Below are 26,304 nucleotides of genomic sequence, written 5' to 3'. Positions count from 1 at the left end.
AGGTCGCTGTGGCAATTCATCTTGATTCTATGGTGCACCCCACAGCCCGTCCATGCGGCCAAATATGCCGCCAGCGAAACGGTCCGCGGGTCCGCCCGGCGTTCAGGAAGCTTTCAGCAAACATCCGAGCTTGTTCCAGCGGGACGGGTCATAGTTAATGGCAGACGAGGATGAAAGGAAGTCCCATGACTGAGAATCAAACCCCAGGGCCGGTCCCGGAGGACAACCAGGGGAGCAGCCGGAGCCCGTGGCAGCAGCAGGTCCCGCAGCAGCCTGGAAACCGCCCTGCCAACACTCAGTATGGGAGCAACGGCCCTTCCGGCGACGGACAGGACCGCGGATACGGCGCTGGCGACCAGCGATACGGCCAGGCGGGAGGGCCCAACAGCGCCGCACCCCAGGACAGCGCCCAGCCGCAGAACAACACGGAACGGCTGGACCGGCCGGAAGGTGCTGGCAGCCATACCCAGGAGTTGCCCGGCGCCCCACGGCCCGTCTACCCGCAGCGGCAGCCTTTCTACGGCCAGTCTGCACAGTACGGCCAGCAGCAGCACCAGGACGGCCAGCCCATGCACGGTGCCGGCCATGGCGCGCCCAACGGCGGCGTGGGCCTGGCTCACAACCCCCAGGATGCGCCGCGCCGGAAGGCCAGCTTTGGCGTAGGCACCCTCGTGGCAAGCATCCTCGCAGCAGGCCTCGTGGGTGGCGGCGTGGCAACAGTGGGCTCCGGTGAACTGTTTGGGCACACCGGCTCCAGCGCCTCAACCGTGGGCAGCAGCAACCAGCCCGGCACGGTCATCGTCAACAACAAGGACGACGTGAACGCCATTACGGCAGCTGCCGTGAAGGCCTCACCCAGCGTCGTCACTATCAGCGCCACGAGCGGCAGCTCAGGCGGCACCGGTTCGGGCATCGTCCTGGACGACCAGGGCCACATCCTGACCAACACGCACGTGGTGACCCTCGACGGCCAGACCGCGAACGCCACCCTGGAAATCCGTACCAGCGATGGGAAGGTCCTGCCCGCGAAGCTGGTGGGCACCGATCCGCTGTCCGACCTCGCCGTGATCAAGGTGGACGACACCTCAGGCCTAACCCCTGCTACCCTGGGTGACTCTTCCAAGCTCAACGTGGGTGATACGGCCATTGCCATCGGTTCCCCGCTGGGCCTGACGGGTACGGTCACCGACGGCATCGTCTCCACCCTGAACCGCACCATCAGCGTGGCTTCCTCCGCTGCCCCGCAGGGCGGTGACAACAGCCAGGGCGGTGACCAGGGCTTCCAGTTCGCCCCTCCGGGTGGCGGCCAGAGCCAGCAAAGCTCAGGCCAGGGATCCATCGCCATCAACGTGATCCAGACGGATGCGGCCATCAACCCCGGTAACTCCGGCGGCGCCCTGGTCAACAGCAAGGGCGAGATCATCGGCGTGAACGTGGCCATCGCCTCCGCAGGGTCCGGCACGTCAACGTCCCAAAGCGGCAATATCGGCGTCGGGTTCAGCATCCCCATCAATAACGCCAAGCGGGTGGCCCAGGAGATCATCGACACAGGCAAGGCTTCGCACGGCCAGCTGGGCGTCAGCGTCAAGGCCAAGACGTCCTCCGGCGCAAACTCCGAATTCTCGGTGGGGGCCGACGTCGCCACCGTTGATGCCAACTCACCGGCGGGCAAGGCCGGCATCAAGGCCGGTGACGTGATCACCAAGTTCAACGACCTCACCATCGGCGAACCCAACCAGCTGACCGCGGCCGTCCGCGAGCAGCCGGCAGGATCCAAGGTGAAGATCACCGTGCAGCGCGGCGGAAGCGAGCAGACTTTCGATGTCACGCTGGGTGCGGCCGCCAGCTAAGGCAGGGCAACACCAACGCACGCCATGACGACGGCGGCGTCCCCACCAAAGGGGGCGCCGCCGTCGTTCTGCTGCCCCGGCAAGACGCCTGACACAGGCGTTAACGGAAGGGGGCGCGGGAAGCCGCCGATATGGTTAGCTAGGGTTTACCCGCCTGCCGGGCATACCGCGGCCATGTCCCACCCGGCTGGCTGTCCACAAGCATGGAAGGCTGCTGCAGAAACAGTGGAAGAGACATTGAAGATCGTAGTCCTGGTCAAACATGTACCGGACGCCCAGTTCGACCGCCACCTCAACGGGGAGGGGAACACCGCGGACCGCGACGAAAGCATCCTTTCCGAGCTCGACGAATACGCGCTTGAGGCCGCACTCCAGCTCACCGAAGCACGGGGTGGAAGCAAGGCGGGCAACCAGGTCATCGCCCTCAGCATGGGTCCTGCCGGAGCTGTCAACGCGGTCAAGAAGTCCCTGCAGATGGGCGCCACCGAGGGCGTGCACCTTACGGACGACGCCCTGGCCGGCTCGGATGCCGCAGCCACCTCGCTTGCGCTCGCCGCCGCCATCCGCCACCTGGGCGGAGTGGACCTGGTCCTGACCGGCATGGCCTCCACGGACGGGGAGACCTCGCTGGTGCCGGCACAGCTGGCCGAGCGGCTGGAGCTTCCGCAGGTGACCTTCGCTTCCACGCTGGAGGTCGACGGCGGCCGGCTGGTTGCCCGCCGCGATGCCGACACCACGTCGGAGACGGTGGAGGCGCCGCTGCCCGCCGTCGTATCCGTGACGGACCAGATCAACGAACCCCGGTACCCCAACTTCAAGGGCATCATCGCCGCCAAGCGCAAGAGCATCAGCACGCTGTCCCTGGCCGACATCGGCGTGGACCCCGCCCAGGTGGGCTTCGCCGGTTCGTGGACCACCGTGGCCAGCGCGGAACAGCGGCCGCCCAGGACTGCAGGCACCATCATCACCGACGAAGGCGACGCCGGCATCAAGCTGGTTGACTTCCTGGCCGCCCAGAAGCTGCTCTAAGAGGGACACCGACATGGCAAATGTACTTGTATTCATCGACAACCCCGGCGCCTCGCTCAAGAAGAGCAGCCTCGAACTGCTGACCCTGGCCCGTTCCCTGGGCGACAGCAACGTCGCGCTCAACGGAGACCTGTCCGACGGCACCGCCGCCACCTTCGCCGAGTACGGCGTGGGGGCCATCCTGCGCCCTGCAACGGACACCCTGGATGACTTCCTGGTAGCGCCGAAAGCCGCCTACCTGGCCGCTGCGGCCGAAAGCACCGGCGCCGGCATCGTGCTCCTGGACAATTCGCCGGAAGGCAAGGAAATCGCGGCACGGCTGGGCATCCGCCTGAACGCCGGCGTCATCACCGACGTCGTCGCCGTGGACCCGGACGGCACCGCCCACAAGTCGGTCCTGGCCGGCTCCTACACCACCGCCTGCCGGGCCACGACTCCCGTGTCCGTGCTGACCCTCAAAGCCAACAACGTCACCCCGGAACCGGCACCCGCGGCCACCAGCCCGGAAACCGCAACCGTCGAGGTACCGGCAGTAGCCGCTGCCGCGCGCATCACCGCCCGCGAGCGGAAGGTGGCCAGCGGCCGTCCCGACCTCACCGATGCCCGCATCGTGGTGGCCGGCGGACGCGGCATGGACGGCGACTTCGGTCCCGTCGAGGAACTGGCTGATGCCCTGGGAGCTGCGGTGGGTGCATCGCGTGCAGCCACGGACGCCGGCTGGATCAGCCACGACGCCCAGGTGGGTCAGACGGGCAAGACGGTCTCCCCGCAGCTGTACATCTCGGCAGGCATCTCCGGCGCCATCCAGCAGAAGGCCGGCATGCAGACCTCCAAGGTCATTGTTGCGATCAACAAGGATGCCGAGTCCCCGGTCTTCGAGATCGCCGATTTCGGGATCATCGGCGACGTGTTCGATGTCCTCCCGCAGGCCACCGCCGAGATCAAGAAGCGAAAAGGCTGAATCGTTGACTGCCTCCTCCGGGCAGGCACAGAGCCCGTTCAACCCGGACATCCACCGGGTTGGGCGGGTGCTCTGTTTTGCGGCCCACCCTGACGACATCGACTTCGGCGCTGCGGGTACCGTCGCCGCGTGGACGGCGGCCGGCGTGCAGGTGAGTTACTGCATCATGACCGACGGCGACGCCGGCGGCTTCGATCCGGCCCACCGCGCGGACATCATCGCCATGCGCGACGCCGAGCAGCGTCGGGCCGCGGAACTGGTGGGCGTCACCGACATCCACTACCTCCACCAGCGCGACGGGTACCTCGAACCGTCGCACGAGGTGATGAAAGGGGTGGTGCGGCTGATCCGCGAAATCCGTCCCGACGTCGTCCTTGCCATGCACCCGGAACGGAACTGGGAGCGCATCCAAAAAAGCCATCCCGACCACCTGGCCGTGGGGGAGGCGGTGACCCGCGCGGTCTACCCGGCCCTCGAAAACCCCTTCGCCTACCCTGAACTGGCCGAAGCAGGCCTGGAAGCGTACAAACTGCCCTGGCTGTGGCTCTACGCCGGCCCGGGGGAACGGGAGAACCACTTCGTCGACATCACCGGCCAAGTGGACGCGAAGCTGGCGGCAATCCACGTCCATGTCAGCCAGCACCCGGACGTGGAGGCTATGGAGGCCACCGTCCGCCGGGGCATGCACCTGAACGCCGCGCGGGCCGGCTTCCCCGAGGGGCGCAGCGCGGAGGCGTTCCATGTGGTGGCCATCAACGGGCCCGGCACCATCGCGGGATTCTGAACCACGCAAAGTGCCCCGCTCCCTTACTGGCAAGGAGCGGGGCACTTTTCTGTTGAGTAACTGGCTACGCGCCCAGCGGAGCCGCCGCCACCGTCGGCAGGGTGGGGGCCTTGGAGCCGCCCGCGGGTTCGACGGTGATGCCCAGCGATGCCGCGGAGTGGATGCCCTGGACCACGGCAGGCTTGGAGAGTGCCTGCTCATCCATCAACCCCTGCGAAACCGGCGCGGAACCGTCCTTGGGGATCAGCCACATCTGGTAGACCTTGCCGGCCGGGGGAGCGGGCACACCGCTCATCTTGACCACCGCTGCGTCTTCGGACGCCGAGATCAGCAGGGTGGCCTTGCCCCCGCCCGCCACGTTCACGGATGCTTCGCGGAGGTCGGTGGCCCTTGCCACCTGGTTGACGGGATCATTCTGGTCAGCCACGTAGGCGCCCACGCCCACACCGCCCAGGGCGATCGCTGCCGCCGCTGCAACACCGATCAGCCAACGCCGCGTACCGGACGGGCCCCGCCGTTCCTCACGGCGCTTGCGCGCCTGCGCCAGCTCGTCGAGGGGCCGCTCCTGCGGAGCCGGGGCCTCGCCTCCGGCCGTCGGCTGCGCCTCTTCACCGGAGAATGCGTCCTGGCCCGGCGATTGGGCCGGAAGCTGGGCGATGATCCGCTGGAAGAGGTCCGACGGCGGTTCCTCCTCCGCACGGAAAGTGCGGACCAGCGCCTCCCGGGAGTGCCGGACGCGCTCAAGGAAGGCCAGGCGTTCGGTCTCCGGGGCGGTGGCGATGTAGCTGTCAATGGCTTCGCGTTCCTGCTCCGTCACCGCATCGAGGGCGTAGAGCTCAGCGAGGTCCATTGCACGCCCGGACGCGAGGTCCATCGCCACGGTGTCCCCGAAGGCACGCGAACGGCCATCACGGCTTTCATCCATTCCACTCAACTCAACTCACCCCCAGACAGGTTTTCAAACGGATCAGTCCATCGCGGATGCGGGACTTGATGGTGGGAACCGCGGCATTCAGGCGTTCGGCGACTTCCCGGTAGGTGAGGCCGCCGTAGTACGCCAGGCGCACGGATTCCTGCTGTGTTTCGGTCAACGTTCCCAGGCAGCGGACCACGGCCTCGGCCTCCAGCCGGCTGCCCACTTCGTCGGACACGGTGTCGTGGTCGATCTCCTGCGTGCTGGCACCGTACCTGGCTTCCCTGTCCGTGGCGGACTGCGACGATCTGACCTTGTCCACGGCCCGGCGGTGGGAGATGGTCATCAGCCAGGACAGGGGACTTCCCGCCTGCGGATCGAACTTGGCTGCGTTCTGCCAGACCTGCAGGAAGACTTCCTGCGTGGTGTCTTCACTCAGCTCGGGATCGATCAGGACGCGGCGGGCCATGCCGAAAACCCTGCGGGACGTGAGTTGGTAGAACTCGGCGAACGCCGCCTGGTCTCCGCGGGCAATGCCTGCCAGCAGGGCCGAGAGGCGTTGGCTGAGGTCTGCAGGTGGGTCAGTCACCGCGGCGGAGCCTTCGGAGTTCGGCGCGTTGGGAGTTTCCATTACGTCCAAGCATAAGTCCCGGGGCGGCGGATCCTCAGCAGTGCCGTGCCGGATGCGGTTGTCCGGCCTGGAAGCTGCCTTCAGTAGAGTCACCTGCCGCTCCTTGGTCCGCTCGAATGTCTTCAAGAGTCATTCGGCGCCAAGGGCAGGCCGGATGGGCAGGCCGGAAAGTTTTTCATTCCAGCCCGGCGGGGGACTCCGGCCCCAAACGGAGTCCTAGATTTTGGCTCCGGCGAAGCCCTGCTGGCGCCAGGCCTCGTAGACCGCAACCGAGGCGGCATTGGCAAGGTTCAGGGAACGGAGGGCCGGCAGCATGGGCAGGCGCACCGTGGCGGATACGTGCGGGTCCGTCTTCAGCTCCGCCGGCAGGCCCACCGATTCGCGGCCGAACATCAGGACATCTCCCGGACGGTAGGCGATCTCCGTGTAGCTGGTGCTGCCGTCCGACGTGAACGCATAGACGCGTTCGGGCTGCAGATGCTGCCAGGCGTCCTCGATGGTCTGGTGGACGGTGACGACGGCGAGGTCATGGTAGTCAAGGCCTGCCCGGCGCAGCTTGGCGTCGGAGAAGTCGAAGCCCAAGGGTTCCACCAGGTGCAGTTCGGCGCCGGTAATGGCGGCAAGACGGATGGCGTTGCCGGTATTGCCGGGGATCTCTGGTTCGTGGAAAAGGATGCGGAACACCGTCCTATCCTAGCCACCCGGCCTCAGTGCATGCCGCGCAGCAGCCTGGCCAGGACCGGGATGTTCACCGTGTTGGGGGCCGGCCCGGACGAGAGGAATTCCTTCATGCCCCGAACCATGCCCGCCGCATTGACGATCTGGACGGTCTCCAGCGCGCCGGCGGGGCGGCGGTGGTGATCGATCACCGGTTCGTGGAGGTTGCCGTCAGGGCTGTGCACCACCGTCCAGCCAGTGACGTTAAGCTCGGGAAAGATGTCCTGCATGGCCCAAACCACCCGGGCAAGCTGCGGGGGTGCCACCGCGCGGCCACCGTGGTTAAGGGTCCGGCCGTCCCAGGCATAGGCGCCCTTGGGCAGGAGCATCGAGTTGACCAGGGCCAGCCGGTAGCCGGACAGGATGGCATGGTCGATATGGCTGTTGTCCGCCGGTGACTGCAGCCCGTTGATCAGCCGTGCCGCAGGGATGGCCGGAAGCACTTGCCTGGTCAGCAGTTGCACGGTGCGCATCTCGCGCTGTATGCGGGCCTCCGCGCCGAAGATACCCCGCTTCCGCGGCATCCCATGTACTTGGTGCCGGGCCTGGGCCAAAGGAATGAGTGGAACGTCGGTTCCTTCGTAGGGCGGAACGTAGACAGGCGGGTCGCCGGCGGTGTTCCTGCCATTGCCGGGCTTCCGGACCGTCGCGGATGCCCGGCTTCCCGCGGCCGGAGCGTCAAAGTGGGCGCCGTCGTCGGACGCGGCGTTCCCGACGGTACCCCCGCCGTAGGAGCGGTCGTAGGCCTTGCGCCGCTGCGGGTCGATCAGGGTCTCATAGGCAGCTGTGACGCGGCGGAAGGTTGCGGCGTCACCCCCGTGGTCCGGGTGCGCCGTCCTGGCCGCGCGCCGGTAGGCCACCTTGATTTCTTTCTCGGTGGCCGTGACGGCCACCCGAAGGACCTGGTAAGGGGAGCTGCTGCTCTCGGTCAAGCAATCTTCCTTCTCTTGGTGCCCGGCTTTCCGATTCCGGGCCGGAAGGGCAGTGCCCGCCCAGTCTAGCCAGCGTGGACGGTGCGCCTGCGGTGACAACGAACAGGCCGGGCGTGCGGGTTCCCGGGAGGCCGGAGTCTAGACTCGTGCCTGCGCGGTGCGAACAACGGGCCGGAGGGGAAGCAACGGAGTGGAGATGGACATGCCGACGACGGCGGAGCGGCCCGGCAGGGAACGGGGCGCGGGAGTGCCAATCGCCCTTGGCTGCGTGGGAGCCCTGCTTCTGAGCGGGTGCAGCGTGGACGTCCGGGATCCCTCTGCCACGCCGGCTCCGGCAAGCACCCCGGTCCTGGCCACTCCAACCATCACTCCGGGCCATGATGCCGCTGCGGTGGCAGCGCGTGACATGCCGTTCGCTGCCGGCGGCGACCTGGCTCCCGGGACGGCCGTGGGGATTTCCGATGACCTCAAAGCCGCGCCCGGATGGAGGATGGTGAAGGACAATGTGGCCGGCGGCAGTCAATACGCCAAGGCCGATGGCTGCGTGGTTGCAGCCCGGACGAGCATCGGCCAGGCCGCGCTGGTCCGTGGAGATGACAGGGAGTCCACCGTTGCCTTGTTCCAGTACCTGGACGCGGGCATCCAGCCTTCGTACCTCAAGACATCAACCTTGAAGTGGGGCGGTACGCCGGAGGCTCCCGGCCGGAACGTGGAAGTGCTGGCGCTGGAGCAGGCCGTTCCCGGCGGACGCTCCACGGAGGTGCTGGCACGGCTTTTTGGTACCGCCGGTTCATCGGCCTACGTGTCCGTGTCCTGTCCGGACGCGGCAACGCTCGATGCGGCCCGCCGGGACGTTGTCCGCTACCTCCCGTTGGTGCCTCCGGCCGCGTGACTCCCGCCAGGTCCCGGAACCGAAGACCGCCGGCGGCTGGAGGGCTCAGCTGCCGGCGGATCCATGGGGCTGCGGTGTCCGCACGCCTGGCAATGCTGCCGGAATCACTCGACGGTCCGGGCCGCCCCCACTGACAGCCGGTTCAGGGCCAGGGCCCCCACCAGCAAGCCGAAATCACGCAGGGCAACGTCGTAGAAACTTCCCAGCAGGACCAGGTTGACGATGATCCCCGCCAGCCACGCGGCCACGATCAACGAGCCGTACTTGGGACGCACCGCCACTGCTAAACCAGCGATGACTTCCACCACTCCCACGATGTACATGAAGGCTTGCGGCTGCAGCGGAACGATGGCCGTGGCCTGGGGCGCCAGGTACATGGTCCAGTGCGTGAGGATGTTGGTGAATTTGTCCAGGCCGAAGATTATCGGCGCGACGGTAAACACGGTTCGCAGCAGCAGGAATGCCTGCCGTGCCGGCGGCATGGTGGCCGGCGCATGCTGGGTCCGCATTGCGGATACTGCTTTCATGGCACTCTCCTTCTAAAAGTAGGTATGCCAATTTTAGAAATTTCCGGGTCTATAATCAAGAGATCTTGACTTTGGAAATGGAGGTGCCCATGTACCGGCTTCCCTGGGCGGACAGGATTGCGGCCGTTGCGTCGCTGACGGACGCGAAGAGGCTGCAGCTTTTCGAGCTGGTCGCCGCCTCGCCGCGTCCGGTGGGGCGCGACGACGTGGCTGAAGCTGCAGGCATGGCACGCAGCACCGTCTCCTTCCATCTGGACAGGCTGGTCCAGGACGGCCTGCTGGCCGTGGAGTTCCACAAGCCTGCGGGCAGGACAGGACCGGGGTCGGGGCGTCCCAGCAAGATGTACCGGCCGGTTGGAAGTGAAGTGGGAGCCTCTGTGCCAGACCGGAACTACGACCTTGCCGGGGAGCTGATGGCTGAGGCCATCGAAGGCAGCCAGGCGCAGGGCGTGTCGGTGGGGGAGTCGCTGCGCGCCGTCGCATTCCGGAAAGGCCGGGAACTTGCGGGAGGTTCCGCAGGCCTGGCGGAGTTCCTGGCAGATGCGGGCTACCAGCCTGAGCCGGACGGGGACGGAGGGTACGTGCTGCCGAACTGCCCCTTCCACCGGCTGTCACAGGCCCATGCGGCAGTGGTGTGCGACATGAACGGCGCCTTCCTGCGTGGCGCGGCGGTGGGCTGCGGCAGTGCCGAAGAGCGTGTTGTCCCCGTGGCAGGGCACTGCTGCGCGCGGATTACCGGCGGGAGCTGACCGCTCCACGCCGGGGGAGCCGCGGGCGGCCGCGATAGAATTGGAGGATGCCCGCCTACCTCGACCATGCCGCCACCACGCCCCTCTCGGGGCCCGCGCTCGCCGCCTTGACGCGTGAACTGTCGCGGACCGGCAACCCTTCGTCGCTGCACGGATCCGGACGCCGGGCGCGCCGCGCCGTCGAGGACGCGCGGGAAGCCATCGCCGCAGCGGCAGGCGCCCATCCCTCGGAGGTCATCTTCACCTCCGGAGGAACCGAAGCGGACAACCTCGCCGTGAAAGGCATGTACTGGTCCCGGGTGGCAGAAGACCCGGCCCGACGGCGCATCCTCTGCTCCGCCGTCGAACACCATGCGGTCCTGGACGCCGTGGAGTGGCTCGAACGGCACGAAGGCGCCGATGTGGCATGGCTGCCGGTGGACGGCGAGGGCGTTGTGGACCTCGAGGTCCTCGAAGCCGAGCTGTCCCGCGATCCCGGCACCGTGGCGCTGGTTACCGTCATGTGGGCCAACAATGAGGTGGGCACCATCCAGCCGATCGGGCGCATCGTGGAACTGGCGCACGCCGCCGGCGTGCCGGTGCACTCCGATGCGGTGCAGGCGTTTGGCTCGGTGCCGCTGCACTTCAGGGATTCGGGCCTGGACGCCATGTCCATTTCCGGACACAAGATCGGCGGTCCGGTGGGGGTCGGTGCGCTCCTGCTGGGGCGGGCCGTCAAACTGACACCGGTGCAGCACGGCGGCGGCCAGGAGCGCGACGTCCGCTCCGGCACGCTCGACACCGCTTCCATCGCCGGGTTCGCTGCCGCTGCGGAGGCCGTTGCAGCTGCGCTGCCCGCTGAAGCGGCGCGGATCGCTGCGCTGCGTGACCGGCTGATCGACGGTGTCCGGGAACGCGTCCCGGAGGCGGTTCTTCGCGGAGCCACCGGGGACCACAGGCTTCCGGGCAATGCGCACTTCACCTTTCCAGGCTGCGAAGGGGACTCGCTGCTGTTCCTCCTCGACCTGGCCGGTATCGAATCGTCCACGGGTTCGGCCTGCACGGCCGGGGTGCCCCGACCCTCGCATGTGCTGCTGGCCATGGGCCTGGACGAAGAGAGGGCCCGCGGTGCCCAGCGGTTCAGCCTCGGGCACGCCTCCACAGACGCCGACGTCGACGCCCTCCTTGCAGCCCTCCCGGAAGCATACGCACGGGCCCGCCAGGCCGGCATGGCCGGGCACGAATCCTCGATCCAGACCGCGGGAACCCAGGCGCGGCAGGCCCCCCGCGGCGCCTGAAAGCCCGGGGTGCGCGCACCCTGCCGCCAGCTGATTTGCCTGCCGCCGTAGAATGGACAGGCGAAGATCGTTTCCGCCGCCGATGCCTCCGGCACGGCCCCGGACAGCAAGCATCCCCCAACAGAAAGCCAGCATGCGAGTACTAGCAGCCATGAGTGGCGGAGTGGACTCCGCTGTTGCCGCCGCCCGCGCGGTGGAGGCCGGGCACGACGTCGTCGGCGTCCACCTCGCCCTTTCGCGGATGCCGGGCACCTTGCGCACGGGCAGCCGCGGCTGCTGCACCATCGAGGACTCCAGGGATGCCTGGCGGGCCTGCGACGTGCTGGGCATCCCTTACTACGTGTGGGACTTCTCCGAGCGCTTCAAGGAAGACGTCGTCCAGGACTTCATTGACGAATATGCTGCCGGCCGGACCCCCAACCCCTGCATGCGCTGCAACGAACGCATTAAGTTCGCCGCCCTGCTGGAGAAGGCCATCGCCCTCGGTTTCGACGCCGTCTGCACCGGCCACTACGCCAAGGTCATCGAGGACGCCCAGGGCAACCGCGAACTGCACCGCGCGGCCGACTGGGCCAAGGACCAGAGCTACGTCCTTGGGGTGCTGACGCATGAACAGCTCAAGCACTCCATGTTCCCGCTGGCAGACACCCCGTCCAAGGCCGAGGTGAGGGCTGAGGCGGAGCGGCGGGGCCTCTCCGTTGCCAACAAGCCCGACAGCCACGACATCTGCTTCATTCCCGACGGCGACACCGCCGGCTGGCTTGCCGAGAAGATCGAGATGACCACCGGCGACATCGTGGATGAGACCGGCACCAAGGTGGGGGAGCATCCCGGAGCCAACGCCTTCACCGTCGGCCAGCGGCGCGGCCTCAAGCTCGGAACCCCCGCCGCCGACGGCAAGCCCCGCTTCGTGCTGGAAATCCGGCCCAAGGAAAACAAGGTGGTGGTGGGTCCGGAGGCGTTGCTGGCCATCGACGAGATCCGCGGCATCAAGGTTTCTTGGGCCGGTCTTCCCATCGCCGAGGTGGAGACCGGAGCCGAATTCGACTGCTACGCACAGGTGCGGGCACACGGGGATCCGGTCCCGGCCACCGCCCGGATGGAAGCCTCTGCGGCCGGCGGGGGCGGCACCCAGCTGGTGGTCCGTTTGGTAACCCCGCTGCGCGGCGTGGCGCCGGGCCAGACAGTGGTGCTGTACCAGGGCAGCCGGGTGCTGGGCCAGGCCACCATCGACGCTGCCCGCTCGCTCCAGCGCGCCGCGCTGTAACCAGTCGCCCTTCAGCACCGCCCCGGCCCGGCGCCGGGGTGGCGCTTTGTTATGCCTGGGTTTACCCCCTCGCCAGGGCTGCCGGACCCTGCCGGGTAACTTTTAAGAAAATTTTGTGTTGGAACTCACAGAAACGGCAGTCCCGAGGGCTGACTCTCTGATTCAATCTAGGAATCAGCACTGCACGCCGGCGTCTGGGCCTATCAACCTGTGACCGCGGCGTGCGCGTACTCATCGGAAAGAAGTTCACAGATGATCAAGAGCACAACGGCCCTGCACCGCGCCATCGCGCTGGCAGGCATCTCCGCCCTGGCCCTGACAGCCTGCACCGGGCCATCGGGCGGCGGCGGCGGGGGGACGGCCAGCGGCGGCAGCGGCGGCGGTGCCATCACCTTCGGAACGACGGACAAGGTCGTCACCCTCGACCCCGCCGGTTCCTACGACGCAGGCTCCTTCCTGGTCATGAACCAGGTCTACCCGTTCCTGATGAACTCCAAGCCCGGGTCTGCCGAAGTCAGCCCGGACATCGCGGAGTCGGCGTCCTTCACGGCGCCCACCGAATTCACGGTGAAGCTCAAGCCCAACCTGAAGTTTGCCAACGGCCACGCGCTGACCGCATCGGACGTGAAGTTCTCCTACGACCGGGTACTCAAGATCAACGACCCCAACGGGCCCGCGTCACTGCTCTCCAACCTCAAGTCCGTTGACGCCAAGGATGACACCACCGTGGTCTTCAACCTCAAGGCGGGCAACGACCAGGTGTTCCCGAGCGTCCTGGGCACCAACACCGGTCCCATCATCGACGAGGAAGTCTTCCCGGCCGACAAGGTGATGAGCGACGAGGACATCGTTGCTGCCAAGCCCTTCGCAGGCCCCTACACCATTGATTCGTACAAGAAGAACGAACTTGTCAGCCTCAAGGCGAACGCGGATTACAGCGGGTTGCTGGGCAAGCCGGCCAATGACAGTGCCGTCATCAAGTACTACGCCGACTCCAACAACCTCAAACTGGATGTCCAGGGCGGCAACATCGACGTCGCCGGCCGCAGCCTGACAGCAACGGACGCGGCAGACCTGGACAAGGATTCCAAGGTCAAGGTCTACAAAGGCCCGGGCGGCGAATTGCGCTACATCGTCTTCAACTTCGACACCATGCCCTTCGGAGCCAAGACTCCCGAAGCCAACCCGGCCAAGGCCCTCGCCGTCCGCCAGGCCATGGCTGACATCGTGGACCGCCAGGCCATCTCCGACCAGGTCTACAAGGGCACCTATGTCCCGGCGTACTCCGTCGTCCCCGATGGCCTGCCTGGTGCAACCCAGCCGATGAAGGACCTGTACGGCGACGGCAGCGGCAAGCCCAGCCTGGACAAGGCCAAGAAAACCCTGTCCGACGCCGGCGTCACCGGCCCGGTCAACATCAAGCTGCAGTACAACCCGGACCACTACGGCAAGTCTTCCGGTGACGAGTACGCCATGGTCAAGGAACAGCTGGAGAAATCGGGCCTGTTCACCGTTGACCTGCAGTCCACCGAATGGGTGACCTACTCCAAGGCCCGGACCGCTGACGCCTACCCCGTGTACCAGCTGGGCTGGTTCCCGGACTACTCGGATGCGGACAACTACCTCACGCCGTTCTTCATCCCGGGCAACTTCCTGAAGAACCACTACGAGAACCCCACTGTTACGGACCTCGTTCAGAAGCAGCTCACCACCCCGGACAAGACTGAACGGCAGAAGCTGATCGGTGATGTCCAGACGGCTGTTGCCAAGGACCTCTCGACGTTGCCGCTGCTCCAGGGCTCGCAGCTGCTGGTGGCAGGGAAGGACGTCAAGGGTGTCGAGAAGACCCTTGATCCGTCCTTCAAGACCCGCCTTGGCGTCCTGTCCAAGTAAGCCCCCAACCCCATCGGGCTCTGACGGCCCAGAGGCGGGACGCCGCAACGGCGTCCCGCCTTTCGCCCGTCACCAGCCAGCACCGAGGGGAATGCTGGCTCCCGGTCACCACGAATCCAGGTACCGATGACAACTTTGATTGACGCGCCACCCAGTGACGCCGACGCACTCCTTTCATCCAAGAAAAAGCAGTCAGGCGGTGGGCTGGGCCAGTACATCCTGGTCCGCTTCCTGCTGATAGTCCCCACTATCCTCATCCTCGTCACCATGGTGTTCTTCCTCATGCGGATCACCGGCGACCCCATTACCGCCGCCATGGGCGGCAGGCTCCCCCCGGAGCAACTGCAGGAACGCATCCATGCCGCGGGCTACGACCGGCCCCTGCTGGTGCAGTACTTTGAGTACCTGGGCCAACTGGTCACCGGGAACTTCGGCACCACCCTCTCGGACAACCGCAAAGTCACCGAGATGCTGACCACCTACGGCTCAGCAACACTCGAGCTGGCAATCAACTCCCTCATCGTCGCGCTGCTGGTCGGCATCCCGCTGGGTATGGTCGCGGCCCACCGCCGTGACCACCTGCCGGACGCGGTGCTCCGAGTCCTGGCCATCCTGTTCTACGCCACCCCGGTCTTCTTCGCGGGCATGCTGCTGAAGCTCGTCTTTTCCGTGTGGCTGGGCTGGCTTCCGGTCGCCGGGCGCGCCGGCACGCGGACGGAGCTGTCCCTCACAGCGCTGGAGGCCCCCACCGGGATCTACTGGCTGGACGCCCTGCGCAGCGGCAACATGGCAGCCTTCAGCGACGTCATGTCCCATGCGGTCCTGCCGGCCATAGCGCTGGGATTCCTGACCGCCGGCGTCTTCCTGCGCCTGGTCCGGACCAACGTCATCGGCACGCTCGGAAAGGACTACGTGGAAGCCGGCCGCTCACGCGGCGTCAGCGAGTTCCGGCTTGTCACCAAGCACGCCTACAAGCCCGCCCTGATTCCCATCATCACGGTCATGGGCCTGCAGATTGCCGTCCTCCTGGGCGGAGCGGTGCTGACTGAGAAGACCTTCGAATGGAAAGGCCTTGGATTCCAGCTGGCCAACTACCTTACGGCGCGTGACTTTGTCGCCGTCCAGGGCATTGTGGTGCTGCTGGCCGTCATCGTTGCCGTCACCAACTTCATCGTGGACATCATCGCCGCGCTGATCGACCCCCGCGTGAGGTACTAGGAATGTCCGCCAACACAACTCTCGAACCCGCCACCAACCCGCGGGCTTCCCTGTTCCGGCGGCTGCCGGTCGTTTCGCACTTCAATAAGAGCGTCGGCCTGCAACGCTTCATGCTGGTGGTCGGCCTGGTCCTTACAGGCATCTTCCTGCTTACCGCGCTGGCCGCGCCCCTGCTGGCGCCCTACGGTTTCGCGCAGCTGTCGGATTCCGACGGCAGCTTCCCCACCCAACAGGCTCCCGGAGGCAAGCACCTGCTGGGCACCACCGTGGGCGGTTACGACGTCCTGTCCCGGGTCATCTGGGGAACCCAAACGGCTCTCCTGGTCATCATCGTGGCCGTTGTGCTCTCCATTTTTGCCGGTGTCATCCTCGGCCTGGTGAGCGGTTACATCGGGGGATGGCTTGACCGCGTCCTGGTGGTCGTGGCGGACGCCATCTATGCCTTCCCGTCACTGCTGGTTGCCATCGTCATGGCCATCGTGATCAGCGGCGGGCAGTCCAGCCTGTTCGGCGGCATCATGGCCGCGGCTATCTCCATCACCGTGGTGTTCATCCCCCAGTACTTCAGGGTGATCCGCGCCGAGACCATCCGGCTCAAGGCCGAACCCTTCGTTGAATCGGCCAAGGTGGTGGGCGCATCGAACTTCCGCATCATGACCCGCCACATCTACCGCAACGCCACCCGTACGCTGCCGCTGATCTTCACCCTCAACGCCTCGGAAGCCATCCTGACCCTGGCCGCGCTGGGCTTCCTGGGCTTCGGCATCGAACCCAGTTCGGCAGCGGAATGGGGGTTCGACCTGAACAAGGCGCTCGCCGACACCACGTCCGGCATCTGGTGGACAGGGCTGTTCCCAGGCCTGGCCATCGTCTGGACAGTCCTCGGGCTGACGCTGGTGGGCGAAAGCATCAACGACCTCAACGATCCGCGGCTCCGCGGCCGCAAGCGGTCAGGCCGCAAGGATGACGGTGGTCCCTCCGCTGCGCAGGCGGCAATTGAACTGGAAGTGAGAGCACAATGACCGTCAACAGTGATCCCTTGCCGGGCCGGCAGGACCCGGAACGGAAGACAGTCCTCGATATCGATCACCTGAAGGTCACGTTCGCTACCGACGGCGGCGATGTATACGCCGTCAAGGATGTCAGCCTCGACGTCAAAGCGGGCGAGGTCGTTGCCATCGTGGGGGAGTCCGGTTCCGGAAAGACGGTCACCGCCAAGACCATCCTGGGCCTGCTTCCGGAAACGGCGGTGAGCTCCGGTGCGGTGCTGATCAACGGCGCCAACGTCATCAGCCTCAGCCCCGGCCGGCTGCGCCAGATCCGCGGCCGGGACGTGGCCATGGTGTTCCAGGAACCATCCACCGCCCTGAATCCCGTCTTCACCGTGGGATGGCAGATTGCCGAGGGGATCCGCGCCCACGCCAATGCCGACGGCGGGGGGCGGGTATCGGCGAAGGAAGCCAAGGCCCGTGCCATCGAGGCGTTGGGCAAAGTAGGCATCCCGGACCCCGGGCACCGCGTCAACTACTACCCGCACCAGTTCTCCGGCGGCCAAAAGCAGCGCGTGGTGATCGCCGCCGCCCTGGCCTTGAACCCCGGGCTCATCGTGGCGGATGAACCCACCACCGCCCTGGATGTCACCGTGCAGGCGGAAATCCTGGAACTCCTCCGGGACCTGCGGGACAAGTACGGCACATCCATCGTGCTGATCACGCACAACATGGGCGTGGTGGCGGACCTCGCGGACCGCGTGGTGGTGATGTACCAGGGCGACATCGTGGAGGAAGCCCCGGCGAAGACGCTGTTCGCTGAACCAAAGCAGGAGTACACCCGGAACCTCCTTGCCGCGGTGCCGCACCTTGGCCGGGATTCGGCGTCGGAAGGCCTCACTGAACGGCGCCACCAGGATGAGGAAGTGCTGGTTGCTGCCGACAATCTGGTGATCGAGTACCCGGGGCGGCTGGGGACGCCTGCCTTCAAAGCCGTTGACGGGGTCAGCTTCACCCTGTCCAGGGGCGAGGTCTTTGGCCTGGTCGGGGAGTCGGGATCCGGGAAGACCACGATCGGCCGTGCCATCGCGGGGCTCAACCGGACCACCGGCGGAAGCCTCAAGGTGCTCGGCTACGAGATGCTGAACCTCCGGGAGCGCACCTTCAAGCCGCTGCGCAAGGACATCGGGTTCGTATTCCAGGACCCGGCAGCGTCCTTCAATCCGCAACTGACCATCGGTGAGTGCATCGCTGAGCCGATGCTCATCCACACCAGGCCCAGCGAAAGCCAGGCGCGCAAGCGCGTCGGTGAGCTGCTGGAATCCGTCCAGTTGCCGGCGTCGTACGCGGGACGCTACCCGCACGAACTCTCCGGCGGCCAGCGGCAGCGGGCATCGCTGGCGCGTGCCCTGAGCCTGAACCCGCGCCTGCTGATCGCTGACGAGCCGACGTCGGCCCTGGATGTATCTGTCCAGGCGAAGGTCCTGGAGCTGTTCCGGGACATCCAGGAGGAGTTCGGCTTTGGCTGCCTGTTCATCAGCCATGACCTGGCAGTGGTGGACATCCTGTCTTCCTGGGTGGGCGTCCTGTACAAGGGCAAGCTGGTGGAACAAGGGATTGGCAGCCAGGTCATGGGCAACCCGCAGCATGACTACACGCGGCGGCTGATCGCCTCCCTGCCCGTGCCGGACCCGGCCGAACAGGCCAAACGGCGCGAGGAGCACCGGGCACTCCTGGGCATCTGACCCCTGGATCGCCACAACATGAAGCGCCGGTGCCGGCAGGCGGCCGGCACCGGCGCTTCACACCCGCGGTGGCTCCGTCCGCTCCCATAGACTGGAGCCATGACGCAGAACACCCCCAGCTCTCCTGGCGCCGACGACTTTGATCCCTCCGCCAGCTCGCTAGCAGGCCACGTGGATGAATCGGTGATGGCTGAACTGCTGTCCATCCGCTCCAGCATTGACAACATTGATGCCACCTTGGTCTACCTCCTCGCCGAGCGCTTCAAGGCCACGCAAAAGGTGGGCTTCCTGAAAGCGACCCACCGCCTGCCTGCCGGTGACCCCGGACGCGAAGCCGCCCAGATCGCCCGGTTGCGCCGGCTGGCCGAGGACGCCCACCTTGACCCGGCGTTCGCGGAAAAGTTCCTCAACTTCATCATCGGTGAGGTGATCCGCCACCACGAGGCGATCGCAGAGGACCACCAGGCCTCATCCGGCCAGCGGCCGCAAACCTCTGCGCTGGCGTGAGCCCGGAACAGCACGAACCCGGGGACAGCCGGCTTCGGCCCGCGCCCCGTCACGAGGAAGCCAGGGAAGTCACGGCAACCGGACTGGGCCCGATGCCGGGTGACGACCCGCTTGAAGCCACCCGGATCATCCGCGGCGAGCTTGGCAGCCCGCACCTTCCCTTCCTGGCTGAACTGCCGGACCGTGGAGTCGGTTCAGACGCCCTGGGCCGCACGGCCTCCCTACTGGAAGAACTCGCGGTGGATGTCCAGCCGCACGGCTGGCGGCTCGTGGACCGCCCGGGCAAGGACATGCGCCGGGCAGCATCGGCGTTGTCCACCGACCTGAATGTCCTGGCCGACGTCGCAGGCGCCGAAGACGTGTCGCCGGATGAACTGAAGGTTCAGTTGGTGGGACCCCTGAGCCTTGCCGCCGGCCTGTACCTGCACAACGGTGAACGCGCACTGTTGGATCACGGCGCCCGGCGGGACCTGGCAGAGTCGCTGGCAGCCGGAGTGGGCGGTTACCTCACACGTGTGGCAGCGGCCGTTCCCGGCGCCCGGCTGGTGGTCCAAATGGACGAACCTGCCATTGCCCCGGTGCTGGCCGGCACAATCCCCACAGCCAGCGGTTACCGTACCCTCCGTGCAGTTGGAGCAACGGAAGTACGTGATTCGTGGCGCCTGGTCCTGGACGCGCTGCGGGTGGCAGGCGCTGCCGGGGTTGTGGTGTCGTTCCCTGAAATCGAAGCCCCGATCGAGCTGGCGCTCACGTCCGGGGCCGACGGCGTCGCCTTGCCACTGAAGGCCCTGACCAACCGCCAGTGGGAACAGGTGGCCGGAGCGGTGGAGGCTGGAAAACAGTTCTGGGCCGGTGCCCTGGACGTGGCCGCCCTCGGGCCGCTGCCCAAGGTTGCCGATTGCGTGGACTCTGTTTGGCGGCCGTGGCGGCAGCTGGGACTGCCGCCCTCACTGCTGGCCGCAGTCCGGGTGACGCCTTCGGCAGGGCTGGCCGCAAAGACACCCGCACAAGCCGCCGCCGTCCTGGGCAGGCTCACCCAGGTGGCGGACGGCCTGAATCAGCAGGCGCTGGGGTAGCTAGGTCCTGTTCTCCCAGCGGTCCGGCTGGGCGTAGCGGGGCAGGAAGCTTTGGGCGGAGCTGCCGCCGGCATAGGGACGCAGGCGGTAGTCGAAGGCACCGGCGTACACCAGGACCAGGCCGATCTGCGGCTGGATGACCTTTACCTGGATGCGGTGCCGGCCGTTGCTGCCCTCGGCCGGATCCCACCATTGTTCGGCGTAGGCCTTGGCGTCCAGCGCAGCCGGCAGGGGGACCCGGAGCGGGCCTGCGAACAGCCTCGAGGCCTCGGAGACGCCACGCAGCCTGCCTTCGGCCGTGACGCCCAGGTTCAGGTCCGTAACCAGGCGCCGGTAGCGTCCCACGTAGTCCACCAGTTGGGTGCTGCCTTCCCGGGTGGTGGCGCTGGTCGTGTCCTGGAAAAGCCGGGTGCGGCCCGGGAACCGGATTTCGCGGCGCGCTGTGAGGCTGGACCGCCCGAGCGGATCCTGGTGGGCGTGGTTTTCGATACGGAACGGGATGTTCTCACCATATTCGGGAAAAAAGGCTTCTTCGCCCCCAGCCAGCCGAAGCAAAGGGCGCAGCCACCGCTGGCGGCACCCCACGACGTCGAACGTTCCTTCCCCTACCCCGTACTGTCCGGAACCCGGCGCCAGCGAGAAGTACTCCTGCAGCTCGGGCTGCAGACGGGAAAACTCTGTGCCCAGGGCCTGCCGGTAAATGGGGACGCTCATGACGTGGACCTCCTGTTGCCTGCGGCGGCGCTGTTTGCCTCCGGTTTCACAATCTACCGGCAGCCTTGAGCCGGATGTACATGTCCGCAAGCCGGGACGGCAGCTCATGGGGCTCTGCGTCCACCACCTCGGCGCCGTAGCGGCGCAGTTCCGCGGTAACTGCCGCGCGTTGCAGGAGTGCCCGCTCGGCGGCGGCGGCCCGGAACACGCCTGTGGCGTCGCTACGTTCCCGCAGCATGGTGCCCAGTGCGGGGTCGCGGACGGCAGCTACCACCACTGTGTGCTGGCCGGCCAGCCGCTCCGCCACAGGCAGGAGCCCTTCCTCGGGCGCTCCGCTGTCCAGTGGGGTCAGCAGCACCACGAGGGACCGGTGCGCGGAGACGGCGCGGACCTGTGCCGGCACCGCCGGCCAGTCCATCTCGATCAGCTCGGCTTCAAGGGGCGCCATGGCCTGTACCAGCCGACCCAGGATGTTGCCCTGGCCTGCAGAACCGGCGCGCGCCCGGGTCCTGCGGTCAAAGGCCAGGAAGTCCACCCGGTCACCGCCCCGTTCCGCCAGGACGCCCAGGAGGAGCGCCGCCTCGATCCCGGTGTCCAGCCGCGTTTCGTCGGCGATCCTCGCCGCGGACGTGCGGGAGGTATCCAGGACCATGACCACCCGCCGGTCCCGTTCCGGACGCCACGTGCGGACTACCACGGAGGAACGCCGTGCCGTGGCGCGCCAGTCGATGGACCGCACGTCATCGCCGCGGACGTAGTCCCGCAGGGAGTCGAACTCGGTGCCGGCTCCGCGGATCTGGACGGCGGCTTTTCCATCGAGTTCGCGCAGCTTCCGCAGCTTGGAGGGCAGGTGCCGGCGCGAATGGAAGGGTGGCAGTACCCGTACCGAGCCGGGGCAGTCGATGGTCCGCTGCCGGGCTGCCAGGCCGAGCGGACCATACGACCGTATGGTCACGTGGGGTGCCTTGAGGTCCCCGCGCCGGGCCGGCCGGAGCCTGACAGCGAACCGCCTGCTTTCGCCGGCCGGGACATCGATGTCCTGGACCGGGTCCTGCGCCCCGGCGGAAGGCTGCCATCCGTCCCTGAACGAGCCCCGGAGCCGGCGGGAACCTCCGTTGTGGAGTGTCAGGGCTGCCTCCGCCGCGTTGTCGAGGGTGACGTTCTGCGGCTCCGCGCGTACCGCACCCACCCGCCGGGGGGATCCGGCCAACAGCAGGTCGGTACCCAGCATGGCAACGAGCACGGCGCTCGTGATGAGAACGGTCGGCCAGCCCGGGAACAGCAGCACCGGCACCAGGCCCAGCAGCACCACCGCCACAAAGCGCCCCGAGATGGCCATCAGCGGGGAACGGGGACTGAGGCCAGGATGCTGCCCAGGACGTCGTCCACCCGGACCCCGTCCATCTGCGCTTCGGGCTGTAAGGCCACACGGTGCCGCAGGCACGGCAGGGCCAGCGCCTTGACGTCGTCCGGTGTGACGAACGGACGGCCGGAGAGCCAGGCCCAGGACCTGGAGGTATTGAGCAGGGCCGTGGCGCCGCGTGGCGAGACGCCAAGCTGGAAGGAGGGGGCGGCCCTGGTGGCGCGGACCAGGTCCACGATGTAGCCGATGATTTCCGGCTCGACGGCTACCCGGGCCACTGCTTCCCGTGCCCGGTCCAGGTCTTCCACGCCAGCCACCGCCCGGACGCCGGCTGCTGCCAGGTCCCGGGGATCGAAACCGGCAGCGTGCCGCCGGATCACCTCGATTTCCTCGCCGCGCCCGGGCAGGGGCATGGTGAGCTTTAGCAGGAACCGGTCCAGCTGTGCTTCGGGGAGGGGATAGGTGCCCTCGTATTCCACCGGGTTCTGGGTGGCTGCCACCAGGAATGGCGCCGGCAGCCGCCTGGACAGCCCGTCCACGGAGACTTGCCGCTCTTCCATGGCTTCCAGGAGCGAAGCCTGGGTCTTTGGCGGTGTCCTGTTAATCTCATCTGCCAGCAGGAGGTTGGTGAAGACCGGTCCCTCCCTGAAGCTGAAGTCGGACGTGTGGGAGTCGTAAACCAGGGAGCCGGTGACGTCTCCCGGCATGAGGTCGGGAGTGAACTGCACGCGCTTGGTGTCCAGGCTCAAGGCTGAGGAAAGGGCCCGGACCAGCAGGGTCTTGGCAACACCCGGCACTCCCTCCAGCAGCACGTGGCCCTGCGAAAGCAGGGCTATCAGCAGGCCAGTGACGGTGGCATCCTGTCCCACCACTGCCTTGGCCACCTCGCGCCGGACAGCAAGCAGCGCCTGCCGGGCGCCGTCGTCGTCCGCTGGGCTGTGGGGGTCCACGGGGTTGAGGATTCCCGGGCCACTGCTCTGTTCACTCATCGGGTCATGACCTCTTTCTCCAGTTTGTCCAGGGCCTGGGACCAGGCCACCAGCCGGGCTTCTGTTGTGGGGTGTTCGTTGATCAACGTGCGGACACCGGCGGCATCCCTGCCAAGCAGCCGGGCCGCCGCCGCGATCGTTTCCTCGGCAGTCGCGCCCGGGCCAAGGCGCAGTTTTGCGGCGAGCCGCACCAGCAGTCCGGCCCGCAGGTTGTTCCGGGCCTGCTCGACGGCACGCGAGTCCTGGTAGAGCCGTGCCCGTCCCTCGGCAGTCTCAACAGCTTTGACCACCACCGGCAGCGGCTCGAACACCAGCGGACCATGCCGGCGGCCCCGCCACATGATGGCGGCGAGCGCCACCACCAGCAGCCAGGGGCCCAGGAAACGGGCCCATGCCGGCGCGAGGTCGTCGAGGGTTTTCCCGGATCCGTCCGCCGTTGCGTCTTCGAACGAAGGCAGGTACCAGACGAGGTCGGGCGATGCGCCGAGCGTCCGGACAGCCAGCGCTGCGTTCCCCAGCTCGTCCAGTTTGTCGTTTCCCAGGACAGCGGTGCTGCCCAGGACGGCCAGCCGTCCATCATCGCTGACCGCAAGCATCCCGGCGGTTCCTGCCGCGCGGTAACAGGTAGTGCCGCCGTCGTAAACAAATCCTCCTTGGCCGGTCACCTGTCCCGCTGCTTCGGCGTCCGGGAGGGCGCAGCCGGGGTTGAGGACAGGAGAGGCGTCGGGGACGACGCCGGCCTGGTGGATGCCGCCGTCAAGGGCGGCAAGGGTTTCCAGCCTGGGGGCCACTACCACCACTCGGCCGGCAGCCGCCGCCAGGCCGGCCAGCTGCTGTGCGTCCAGGACGCCGTACCTGTCGTAAAGGAGGAGGGTGGCGGAGGAGCTGGAGCGCAGGTCATCCAGCGCGGCGTCGAACCGGGCGGGGGCATGGACGGACACTCCGTGCCGTCCGAGGATTTCGCCCAGCGCCCTGGCTCCCTCCGGCCCCGCGTTGTGGACGGAGAGGCGGAGGTTATCACCCTTGGGGGCGAGCTGCGTGCCGATGACCAGGGCGAGCGCAACCGCCACGACGGCCGCGGCTGCGGCGATGCCACGGTGCTGCCGCAGCCAGGCCGGGAACCGTCCGGCGCGGAGGCTTCCGCCGGGTGGGGAGGCGCCGGGGGACCGCTGTGTTTCCTGTGCCGGCCCGGCACCGGTGGTCGTTGGCCCGCTCACTGCGTCGGCACCATGCCCGCGATGGGTTTCGCGGCGTCCAGTGCGGCATCGAGGGCCACCATGTCCTGGTAGTCGGAGCTGCCCGCCGCCCGGCTCCCGTAACGGATGCCGTCAAAAGTTGCCGCCGCCCGGGCCAGGCGCCCGGCTTCACCGGCGAACGGCACGGACAATGCGTTCGCGGCCTCATCGGCGGTCCTGCCAGGCTGCGGATCAAGAATGGTCCGGTTCTCGGCGCTGCGGACCAGCGCCCGGAAACGGTCGACGACGGCGTCCCCCCACCGTCCGGCTGCGGCTGCGGTTTCAGCGCGGTTCCGGTAGTCCACGGCGGTCAGGACGGTTTCCGATTCGAAGACATCCTTGGCCTGCCGGACCCGGGCATTCAGCCGGGGACGGGCCAGGATGACCGCGGCCGCAATAATCGCGGCAACGACGAGGGCAATGACCGGGCTGGGCACCGGAGCCGCATCGCCGGGGGAGCCGTCCAGGGACTGCAGCCAGTCCAGGAAGTTCCGCCACAGGCTGTCCAGCCAGGACGGGGCAGCGTCACGGTATTCAGCTTTGGTCAATTCGTCTGCCGCCCACCGCCGTGCCTCGTCGGCACCGGGCAGCACCGGCGGTTCAACGGCCATACGGCCATGCCCCAGGCGACGTTCCGTATCCGGGATAGGGGTTCCCGGCGACGGCCTTCCGGCCCGGAATGCCGTCAGGATCGGCGCCGGTCTCCATTTCGCGCAGCAGCACGATGTCCAACCCGTCCTTGCGCATGCGCAGGTCCAAGTAGAGCAATGCCATAACGGATGTCTGGAACGCGTAGCCCACCGCCCCCACCAACGCACCGACCACCGCGGTGATGATGCCAACGGCCACACGCAGCGTTGCGTCCTGCCCGCTGCCGCCATGGGGCGAGACTACGCCGGACAGCACCGTGGGCAGCATGCTGGCCGGGATCAGCACCACCTGGGTGATGACGGCGACCAGGATGCCCACCACGAGGGTGATGCCCAGGATGCGCCACCAGTTCGCCCGGGTGAGGGCCCACGAGCGGCGAAGTCCGGCAATGGCCCCGGTTTCTTCGATGACGACGGCGGCAGGGGCCACCATGAGCTTGATCGCCACCCAGACGAACACCGCCACGAACCCGAACATCAGCGGGATGGCCAGCAGGGCCGCCGCGCCCCGGACGTTCGAGAACAGGAGAACGACGAGGACGAAGAACAGCGCGATGGCGGCCACTGCCGCCGCCACCAGCACCGCCGCGAGCCCGGCCAGCGCTCCAATGCGGGGACGCACCAGCGACAGCATGCGCCGGAAGCCGGTGGGACGGTTCAGGACGGACCTGGCCACAGGGATCACCATGGCGCCCTGGAGGATAACGGACATGAACACGGAGAGGATGGACAGCACGGCGAAGGTCACCATCAGCCCAATACCCAACGACGCGACGTCGGCGGTGCTGGCCGTCTCCGCCCAGGCCTCAATGGACCCGGACGACGTTGCCAGCACTCCTGTGAGCACCGCGGCGAGGATGGCTGACAGGGACTGTGCCAGGAGGCCCGCGCCGAGCATCGCCTTGGCGTTGCGCCGGAGGGACTGGAACGAGCCGTCCAGGATTTCTCCGAACATCAGCGGACGCAAGGGAATGATGCCCGGTTTTGGCGGGGCCGCGTACCGCGGTTGCCCGTAAGGCCCAGCTCCAAAAGGGACGGGGTGGGGAGGCGGGTTATACGGGGAACCCGGGTAGGCCTGCCCGCCGTAGGGGGCTCCGTTGTAAGGCTGGGCGCCATAGGAGCTTCCGGGATAGGTTCCCCCGGGGCGGGACGTGCTCCCGCTCGGGTACTGTCCGCCCTGCGGCCACTGCTGCGGCTGTTGCTGCCACGTTCCCTGCCCGTCCCGGCCTGCCGGCAGGCCTGGCTGCCGCGGATGGCCCGGCTGGCCCCCCGGAGGCGCCCACGGCTGTTCCCACTCGGTCCGCCCAGGACCGCCGGCGCCTGCACCGGAGGGGCCGCCGTCGCCGTGGTCCTTGCCCGGTTCTTCCGGCACTGGGTTCCCGTGACCCGGCTCGTG

General features: G+C 67.4%; 25 protein-coding genes. 14 read left to right on the top strand and 11 right to left on the bottom strand.

The genetic code is table 11. The features are described 5' to 3' along the window. Positions 1-185: 185 nt before the first annotated feature. The 4 genes from ACFVTD_RS01455 to ACFVTD_RS01440 all read left to right on the top strand — a co-directional run bounded on the left by ACFVTD_RS01455 (position 186) and on the right by ACFVTD_RS01440 (position 4,624). On the top strand, positions 186-1,850 hold the full coding sequence (locus ACFVTD_RS01455; RefSeq protein ID WP_387557041.1) for a S1C family serine protease: 1,665 nt from the start codon (positions 186-188) through the stop codon (positions 1,848-1,850). A gap of 237 nt (positions 1,851-2,087) precedes the next feature. Continuing rightward, positions 2,088-2,879, top strand: coding sequence for an electron transfer flavoprotein subunit beta/FixA family protein (locus ACFVTD_RS01450; RefSeq protein WP_387558928.1), 792 nt, complete (start codon positions 2,088-2,090; stop codon positions 2,877-2,879). Between the two features lie 13 nt (positions 2,880-2,892). Further along, positions 2,893-3,840 carry an electron transfer flavoprotein subunit alpha/FixB family protein gene (locus ACFVTD_RS01445; RefSeq protein ID WP_387557039.1) on the top strand — a complete coding sequence of 316 codons (948 nt, stop codon included), beginning with the start codon at positions 2,893-2,895 and terminating at the stop codon, positions 3,838-3,840. A gap of 4 nt (positions 3,841-3,844) precedes the next feature. Beyond that, a complete protein-coding gene (locus tag ACFVTD_RS01440) occupies positions 3,845-4,624 on the top strand; it encodes a PIG-L deacetylase family protein (RefSeq protein WP_387557036.1) in 780 nt (259 codons plus the stop codon). A gap of 64 nt (positions 4,625-4,688) precedes the next feature. On the opposite strand, the gene ACFVTD_RS01435 is transcribed toward ACFVTD_RS01440, so the two are convergent. From ACFVTD_RS01435 to ACFVTD_RS01420, 4 genes are all read right to left on the bottom strand, one after another. Further along, a complete protein-coding gene (locus ACFVTD_RS01435; RefSeq protein WP_387557033.1) occupies positions 4,689-5,549 on the bottom strand; it encodes an anti-sigma factor domain-containing protein in 861 nt (286 codons plus the stop codon). A 10-nt stretch (positions 5,550-5,559) separates the two neighbouring features. Beyond that, a complete protein-coding gene (locus tag ACFVTD_RS01430) occupies positions 5,560-6,168 on the bottom strand; it encodes a sigma-70 family RNA polymerase sigma factor (RefSeq protein WP_387557030.1) in 609 nt (202 codons plus the stop codon). A gap of 216 nt (positions 6,169-6,384) precedes the next feature. Continuing rightward, on the bottom strand, positions 6,385-6,852 hold the full coding sequence (locus ACFVTD_RS01425; RefSeq protein WP_387557027.1) for a tRNA (cytidine(34)-2'-O)-methyltransferase: 468 nt from the start codon (positions 6,850-6,852) through the stop codon (positions 6,385-6,387). A gap of 23 nt (positions 6,853-6,875) precedes the next feature. Next, positions 6,876-7,817 carry a J domain-containing protein gene (locus tag ACFVTD_RS01420; RefSeq protein ID WP_387557024.1) on the bottom strand — a complete coding sequence of 314 codons (942 nt, stop codon included), beginning with the start codon at positions 7,815-7,817 and terminating at the stop codon, positions 6,876-6,878. Positions 7,818-8,013: 196 nt separating this feature from the next. On the opposite strand from ACFVTD_RS01420, the gene ACFVTD_RS01415 reads away from it, so the two are divergent. Beyond that, positions 8,014-8,709, top strand: coding sequence for a hypothetical protein (locus ACFVTD_RS01415; RefSeq protein WP_387557021.1), 696 nt, complete (start codon positions 8,014-8,016; stop codon positions 8,707-8,709). A 104-nt stretch (positions 8,710-8,813) separates the two neighbouring features. On the opposite strand, the gene ACFVTD_RS01410 is transcribed toward ACFVTD_RS01415, so the two are convergent. Then, the gene (locus ACFVTD_RS01410) at positions 8,814-9,236 is read right to left on the bottom strand and encodes a hypothetical protein (protein WP_387557018.1); all 423 of its coding nucleotides are present in this window, start codon (positions 9,234-9,236) and stop codon (positions 8,814-8,816) included. A gap of 65 nt (positions 9,237-9,301) precedes the next feature. Here ACFVTD_RS01410 and ACFVTD_RS01405 point away from each other — a divergent pair, with 65 nt between their 5' ends. The 9 genes from ACFVTD_RS01405 (at position 9,302) to ACFVTD_RS01365 (ending at position 19,957) form a co-directional block, all read left to right on the top strand. Then, the gene (locus ACFVTD_RS01405; RefSeq protein WP_387557015.1) at positions 9,302-9,985 is read left to right on the top strand and encodes a helix-turn-helix transcriptional regulator; all 684 of its coding nucleotides are present in this window, start codon (positions 9,302-9,304) and stop codon (positions 9,983-9,985) included. A gap of 47 nt (positions 9,986-10,032) precedes the next feature. Further along, a complete protein-coding gene (locus ACFVTD_RS01400) occupies positions 10,033-11,262 on the top strand; it encodes a cysteine desulfurase family protein (protein ID WP_387557012.1) in 1,230 nt (409 codons plus the stop codon). 133 nt (positions 11,263-11,395) lie between these two features. After that, on the top strand, positions 11,396-12,529 hold the full coding sequence (mnmA, locus tag ACFVTD_RS01395) for a tRNA 2-thiouridine(34) synthase MnmA (RefSeq protein WP_387557009.1): 1,134 nt from the start codon (positions 11,396-11,398) through the stop codon (positions 12,527-12,529). Positions 12,530-12,781: 252 nt separating this feature from the next. Then, complete coding sequence (locus ACFVTD_RS01390; protein ID WP_387557006.1) at positions 12,782-14,422, top strand: ABC transporter substrate-binding protein; 1,641 nt, start codon at positions 12,782-12,784, stop codon at positions 14,420-14,422. A 126-nt stretch (positions 14,423-14,548) separates the two neighbouring features. Continuing rightward, complete coding sequence (locus ACFVTD_RS01385) at positions 14,549-15,640, top strand: ABC transporter permease (RefSeq protein ID WP_387557004.1); 1,092 nt, start codon at positions 14,549-14,551, stop codon at positions 15,638-15,640. A gap of 2 nt (positions 15,641-15,642) precedes the next feature. After that, positions 15,643-16,662, top strand: a complete 1,020-nt coding sequence (locus ACFVTD_RS01380; protein ID WP_387557001.1) for an ABC transporter permease — start codon at positions 15,643-15,645, stop codon at positions 16,660-16,662. Further along, on the top strand, positions 16,659-18,374 hold the full coding sequence (locus ACFVTD_RS01375; RefSeq protein WP_387556999.1) for an ABC transporter ATP-binding protein: 1,716 nt from the start codon (positions 16,659-16,661) through the stop codon (positions 18,372-18,374). Before ACFVTD_RS01380 ends, ACFVTD_RS01375 begins: the two co-directional genes overlap by 4 nt. Positions 18,375-18,473: 99 nt before the next feature. Next, entirely contained in the window at positions 18,474-18,881 is a 408-nt protein-coding gene (locus ACFVTD_RS01370) for a chorismate mutase (RefSeq protein ID WP_387556996.1), read from the top strand. Positions 18,882-18,973: 92 nt separating this feature from the next. Next, positions 18,974-19,957 carry a hypothetical protein gene (locus tag ACFVTD_RS01365; RefSeq protein ID WP_387558926.1) on the top strand — a complete coding sequence of 328 codons (984 nt, stop codon included), beginning with the start codon at positions 18,974-18,976 and terminating at the stop codon, positions 19,955-19,957. Here ACFVTD_RS01365 and ACFVTD_RS01360 read toward each other — a convergent pair whose 3' ends face one another. Genes ACFVTD_RS01360 through ACFVTD_RS01335 form a run of 6 tightly spaced genes read right to left on the bottom strand, consistent with a single transcriptional unit; the run spans position 19,958 to position 25,863 of the window. Then, the gene (locus ACFVTD_RS01360) at positions 19,958-20,671 is read right to left on the bottom strand and encodes a DUF4166 domain-containing protein (RefSeq protein WP_387556993.1); all 714 of its coding nucleotides are present in this window, start codon (positions 20,669-20,671) and stop codon (positions 19,958-19,960) included. Positions 20,672-20,717: 46 nt separating this feature from the next. Then, complete coding sequence (locus ACFVTD_RS01355; protein WP_387556990.1) at positions 20,718-22,010, bottom strand: DUF58 domain-containing protein; 1,293 nt, start codon at positions 22,008-22,010, stop codon at positions 20,718-20,720. Next, a complete protein-coding gene (locus tag ACFVTD_RS01350; RefSeq protein WP_387556987.1) occupies positions 22,010-23,023 on the bottom strand; it encodes an AAA family ATPase in 1,014 nt (337 codons plus the stop codon). The genes ACFVTD_RS01355 and ACFVTD_RS01350 overlap by 1 nt, the downstream gene beginning before the upstream one ends. Continuing rightward, complete coding sequence (locus ACFVTD_RS01345; RefSeq protein WP_387556984.1) at positions 23,020-24,240, bottom strand: DUF4350 domain-containing protein; 1,221 nt, start codon at positions 24,238-24,240, stop codon at positions 23,020-23,022. Before ACFVTD_RS01345 ends, ACFVTD_RS01350 begins: the two co-directional genes overlap by 4 nt. After that, positions 24,237-24,869 (bottom strand): DUF4129 domain-containing protein, encoded by a 633-nt coding sequence (locus ACFVTD_RS01340; protein WP_387556981.1) that lies wholly within the window; start codon positions 24,867-24,869, stop codon positions 24,237-24,239. The genes ACFVTD_RS01345 and ACFVTD_RS01340 overlap by 4 nt, the downstream gene beginning before the upstream one ends. After that, on the bottom strand, positions 24,859-25,863 hold the full coding sequence (locus tag ACFVTD_RS01335; RefSeq protein ID WP_387556978.1) for a hypothetical protein: 1,005 nt from the start codon (positions 25,861-25,863) through the stop codon (positions 24,859-24,861). Before ACFVTD_RS01335 ends, ACFVTD_RS01340 begins: the two co-directional genes overlap by 11 nt. Positions 25,864-26,304: the final 441 nt, after the last annotated feature.

The organism is Pseudarthrobacter sp. NPDC058119 (assembly GCF_042884655.1).
In the GTDB taxonomy this organism is placed as follows: Bacteria; Actinomycetota; Actinomycetes; order Actinomycetales; family Micrococcaceae; genus Arthrobacter.
The sequence above is the reverse complement of the archived record's forward strand: the minus strand, read 5'-3'. Positions and strand labels throughout refer to the sequence as shown.

Excerpts from the sequence above, each read along its gene's own strand:
- ACFVTD_RS01370 (WP_387556996.1), top strand. The coding sequence starts at position 18,474 with ATGACGCAGAACACCCCCAGCTCTCCTGGCGCCGACGACTTTGATCCC.
- ACFVTD_RS01355 (WP_387556990.1), bottom strand. The coding sequence starts at position 22,010 with ATGGCCATCTCGGGGCGCTTTGTGGCGGTGGTGCTGCTGGGCCTGGTG.
- ACFVTD_RS01390 (WP_387557006.1), top strand. The coding sequence starts at position 12,782 with ATGATCAAGAGCACAACGGCCCTGCACCGCGCCATCGCGCTGGCAGGC.
- ACFVTD_RS01375 (WP_387556999.1), top strand. The coding sequence starts at position 16,659 with ATGACCGTCAACAGTGATCCCTTGCCGGGCCGGCAGGACCCGGAACGG.
- ACFVTD_RS01340 (WP_387556981.1), bottom strand. The coding sequence starts at position 24,869 with ATGGCCGTTGAACCGCCGGTGCTGCCCGGTGCCGACGAGGCACGGCGG.
- ACFVTD_RS01435 (WP_387557033.1), bottom strand. The coding sequence starts at position 5,549 with ATGGATGAAAGCCGTGATGGCCGTTCGCGTGCCTTCGGGGACACCGTG.
- ACFVTD_RS01365 (WP_387558926.1), top strand. The coding sequence starts at position 18,974 with ATGCCGGGTGACGACCCGCTTGAAGCCACCCGGATCATCCGCGGCGAG.
- ACFVTD_RS01360 (WP_387556993.1), bottom strand. The coding sequence starts at position 20,671 with ATGAGCGTCCCCATTTACCGGCAGGCCCTGGGCACAGAGTTTTCCCGT.
- ACFVTD_RS01455 (WP_387557041.1), top strand. The coding sequence starts at position 186 with ATGACTGAGAATCAAACCCCAGGGCCGGTCCCGGAGGACAACCAGGGG.
- ACFVTD_RS01380 (WP_387557001.1), top strand. The coding sequence starts at position 15,643 with ATGTCCGCCAACACAACTCTCGAACCCGCCACCAACCCGCGGGCTTCC.
- ACFVTD_RS01430 (WP_387557030.1), bottom strand. The coding sequence starts at position 6,168 with ATGGAAACTCCCAACGCGCCGAACTCCGAAGGCTCCGCCGCGGTGACT.
- ACFVTD_RS01445 (WP_387557039.1), top strand. The coding sequence starts at position 2,893 with ATGGCAAATGTACTTGTATTCATCGACAACCCCGGCGCCTCGCTCAAG.
- ACFVTD_RS01400 (WP_387557012.1), top strand. The coding sequence starts at position 10,033 with ATGCCCGCCTACCTCGACCATGCCGCCACCACGCCCCTCTCGGGGCCC.
- ACFVTD_RS01415 (WP_387557021.1), top strand. The coding sequence starts at position 8,014 with ATGGACATGCCGACGACGGCGGAGCGGCCCGGCAGGGAACGGGGCGCG.
- mnmA (WP_387557009.1), top strand. The coding sequence starts at position 11,396 with ATGCGAGTACTAGCAGCCATGAGTGGCGGAGTGGACTCCGCTGTTGCC.
- ACFVTD_RS01350 (WP_387556987.1), bottom strand. The coding sequence starts at position 23,023 with ATGAGTGAACAGAGCAGTGGCCCGGGAATCCTCAACCCCGTGGACCCC.
- ACFVTD_RS01335 (WP_387556978.1), bottom strand. The coding sequence starts at position 25,863 with ATGTTCGGAGAAATCCTGGACGGCTCGTTCCAGTCCCTCCGGCGCAAC.
- ACFVTD_RS01385 (WP_387557004.1), top strand. The coding sequence starts at position 14,549 with ATGACAACTTTGATTGACGCGCCACCCAGTGACGCCGACGCACTCCTT.
- ACFVTD_RS01410 (WP_387557018.1), bottom strand. The coding sequence starts at position 9,236 with ATGAAAGCAGTATCCGCAATGCGGACCCAGCATGCGCCGGCCACCATG.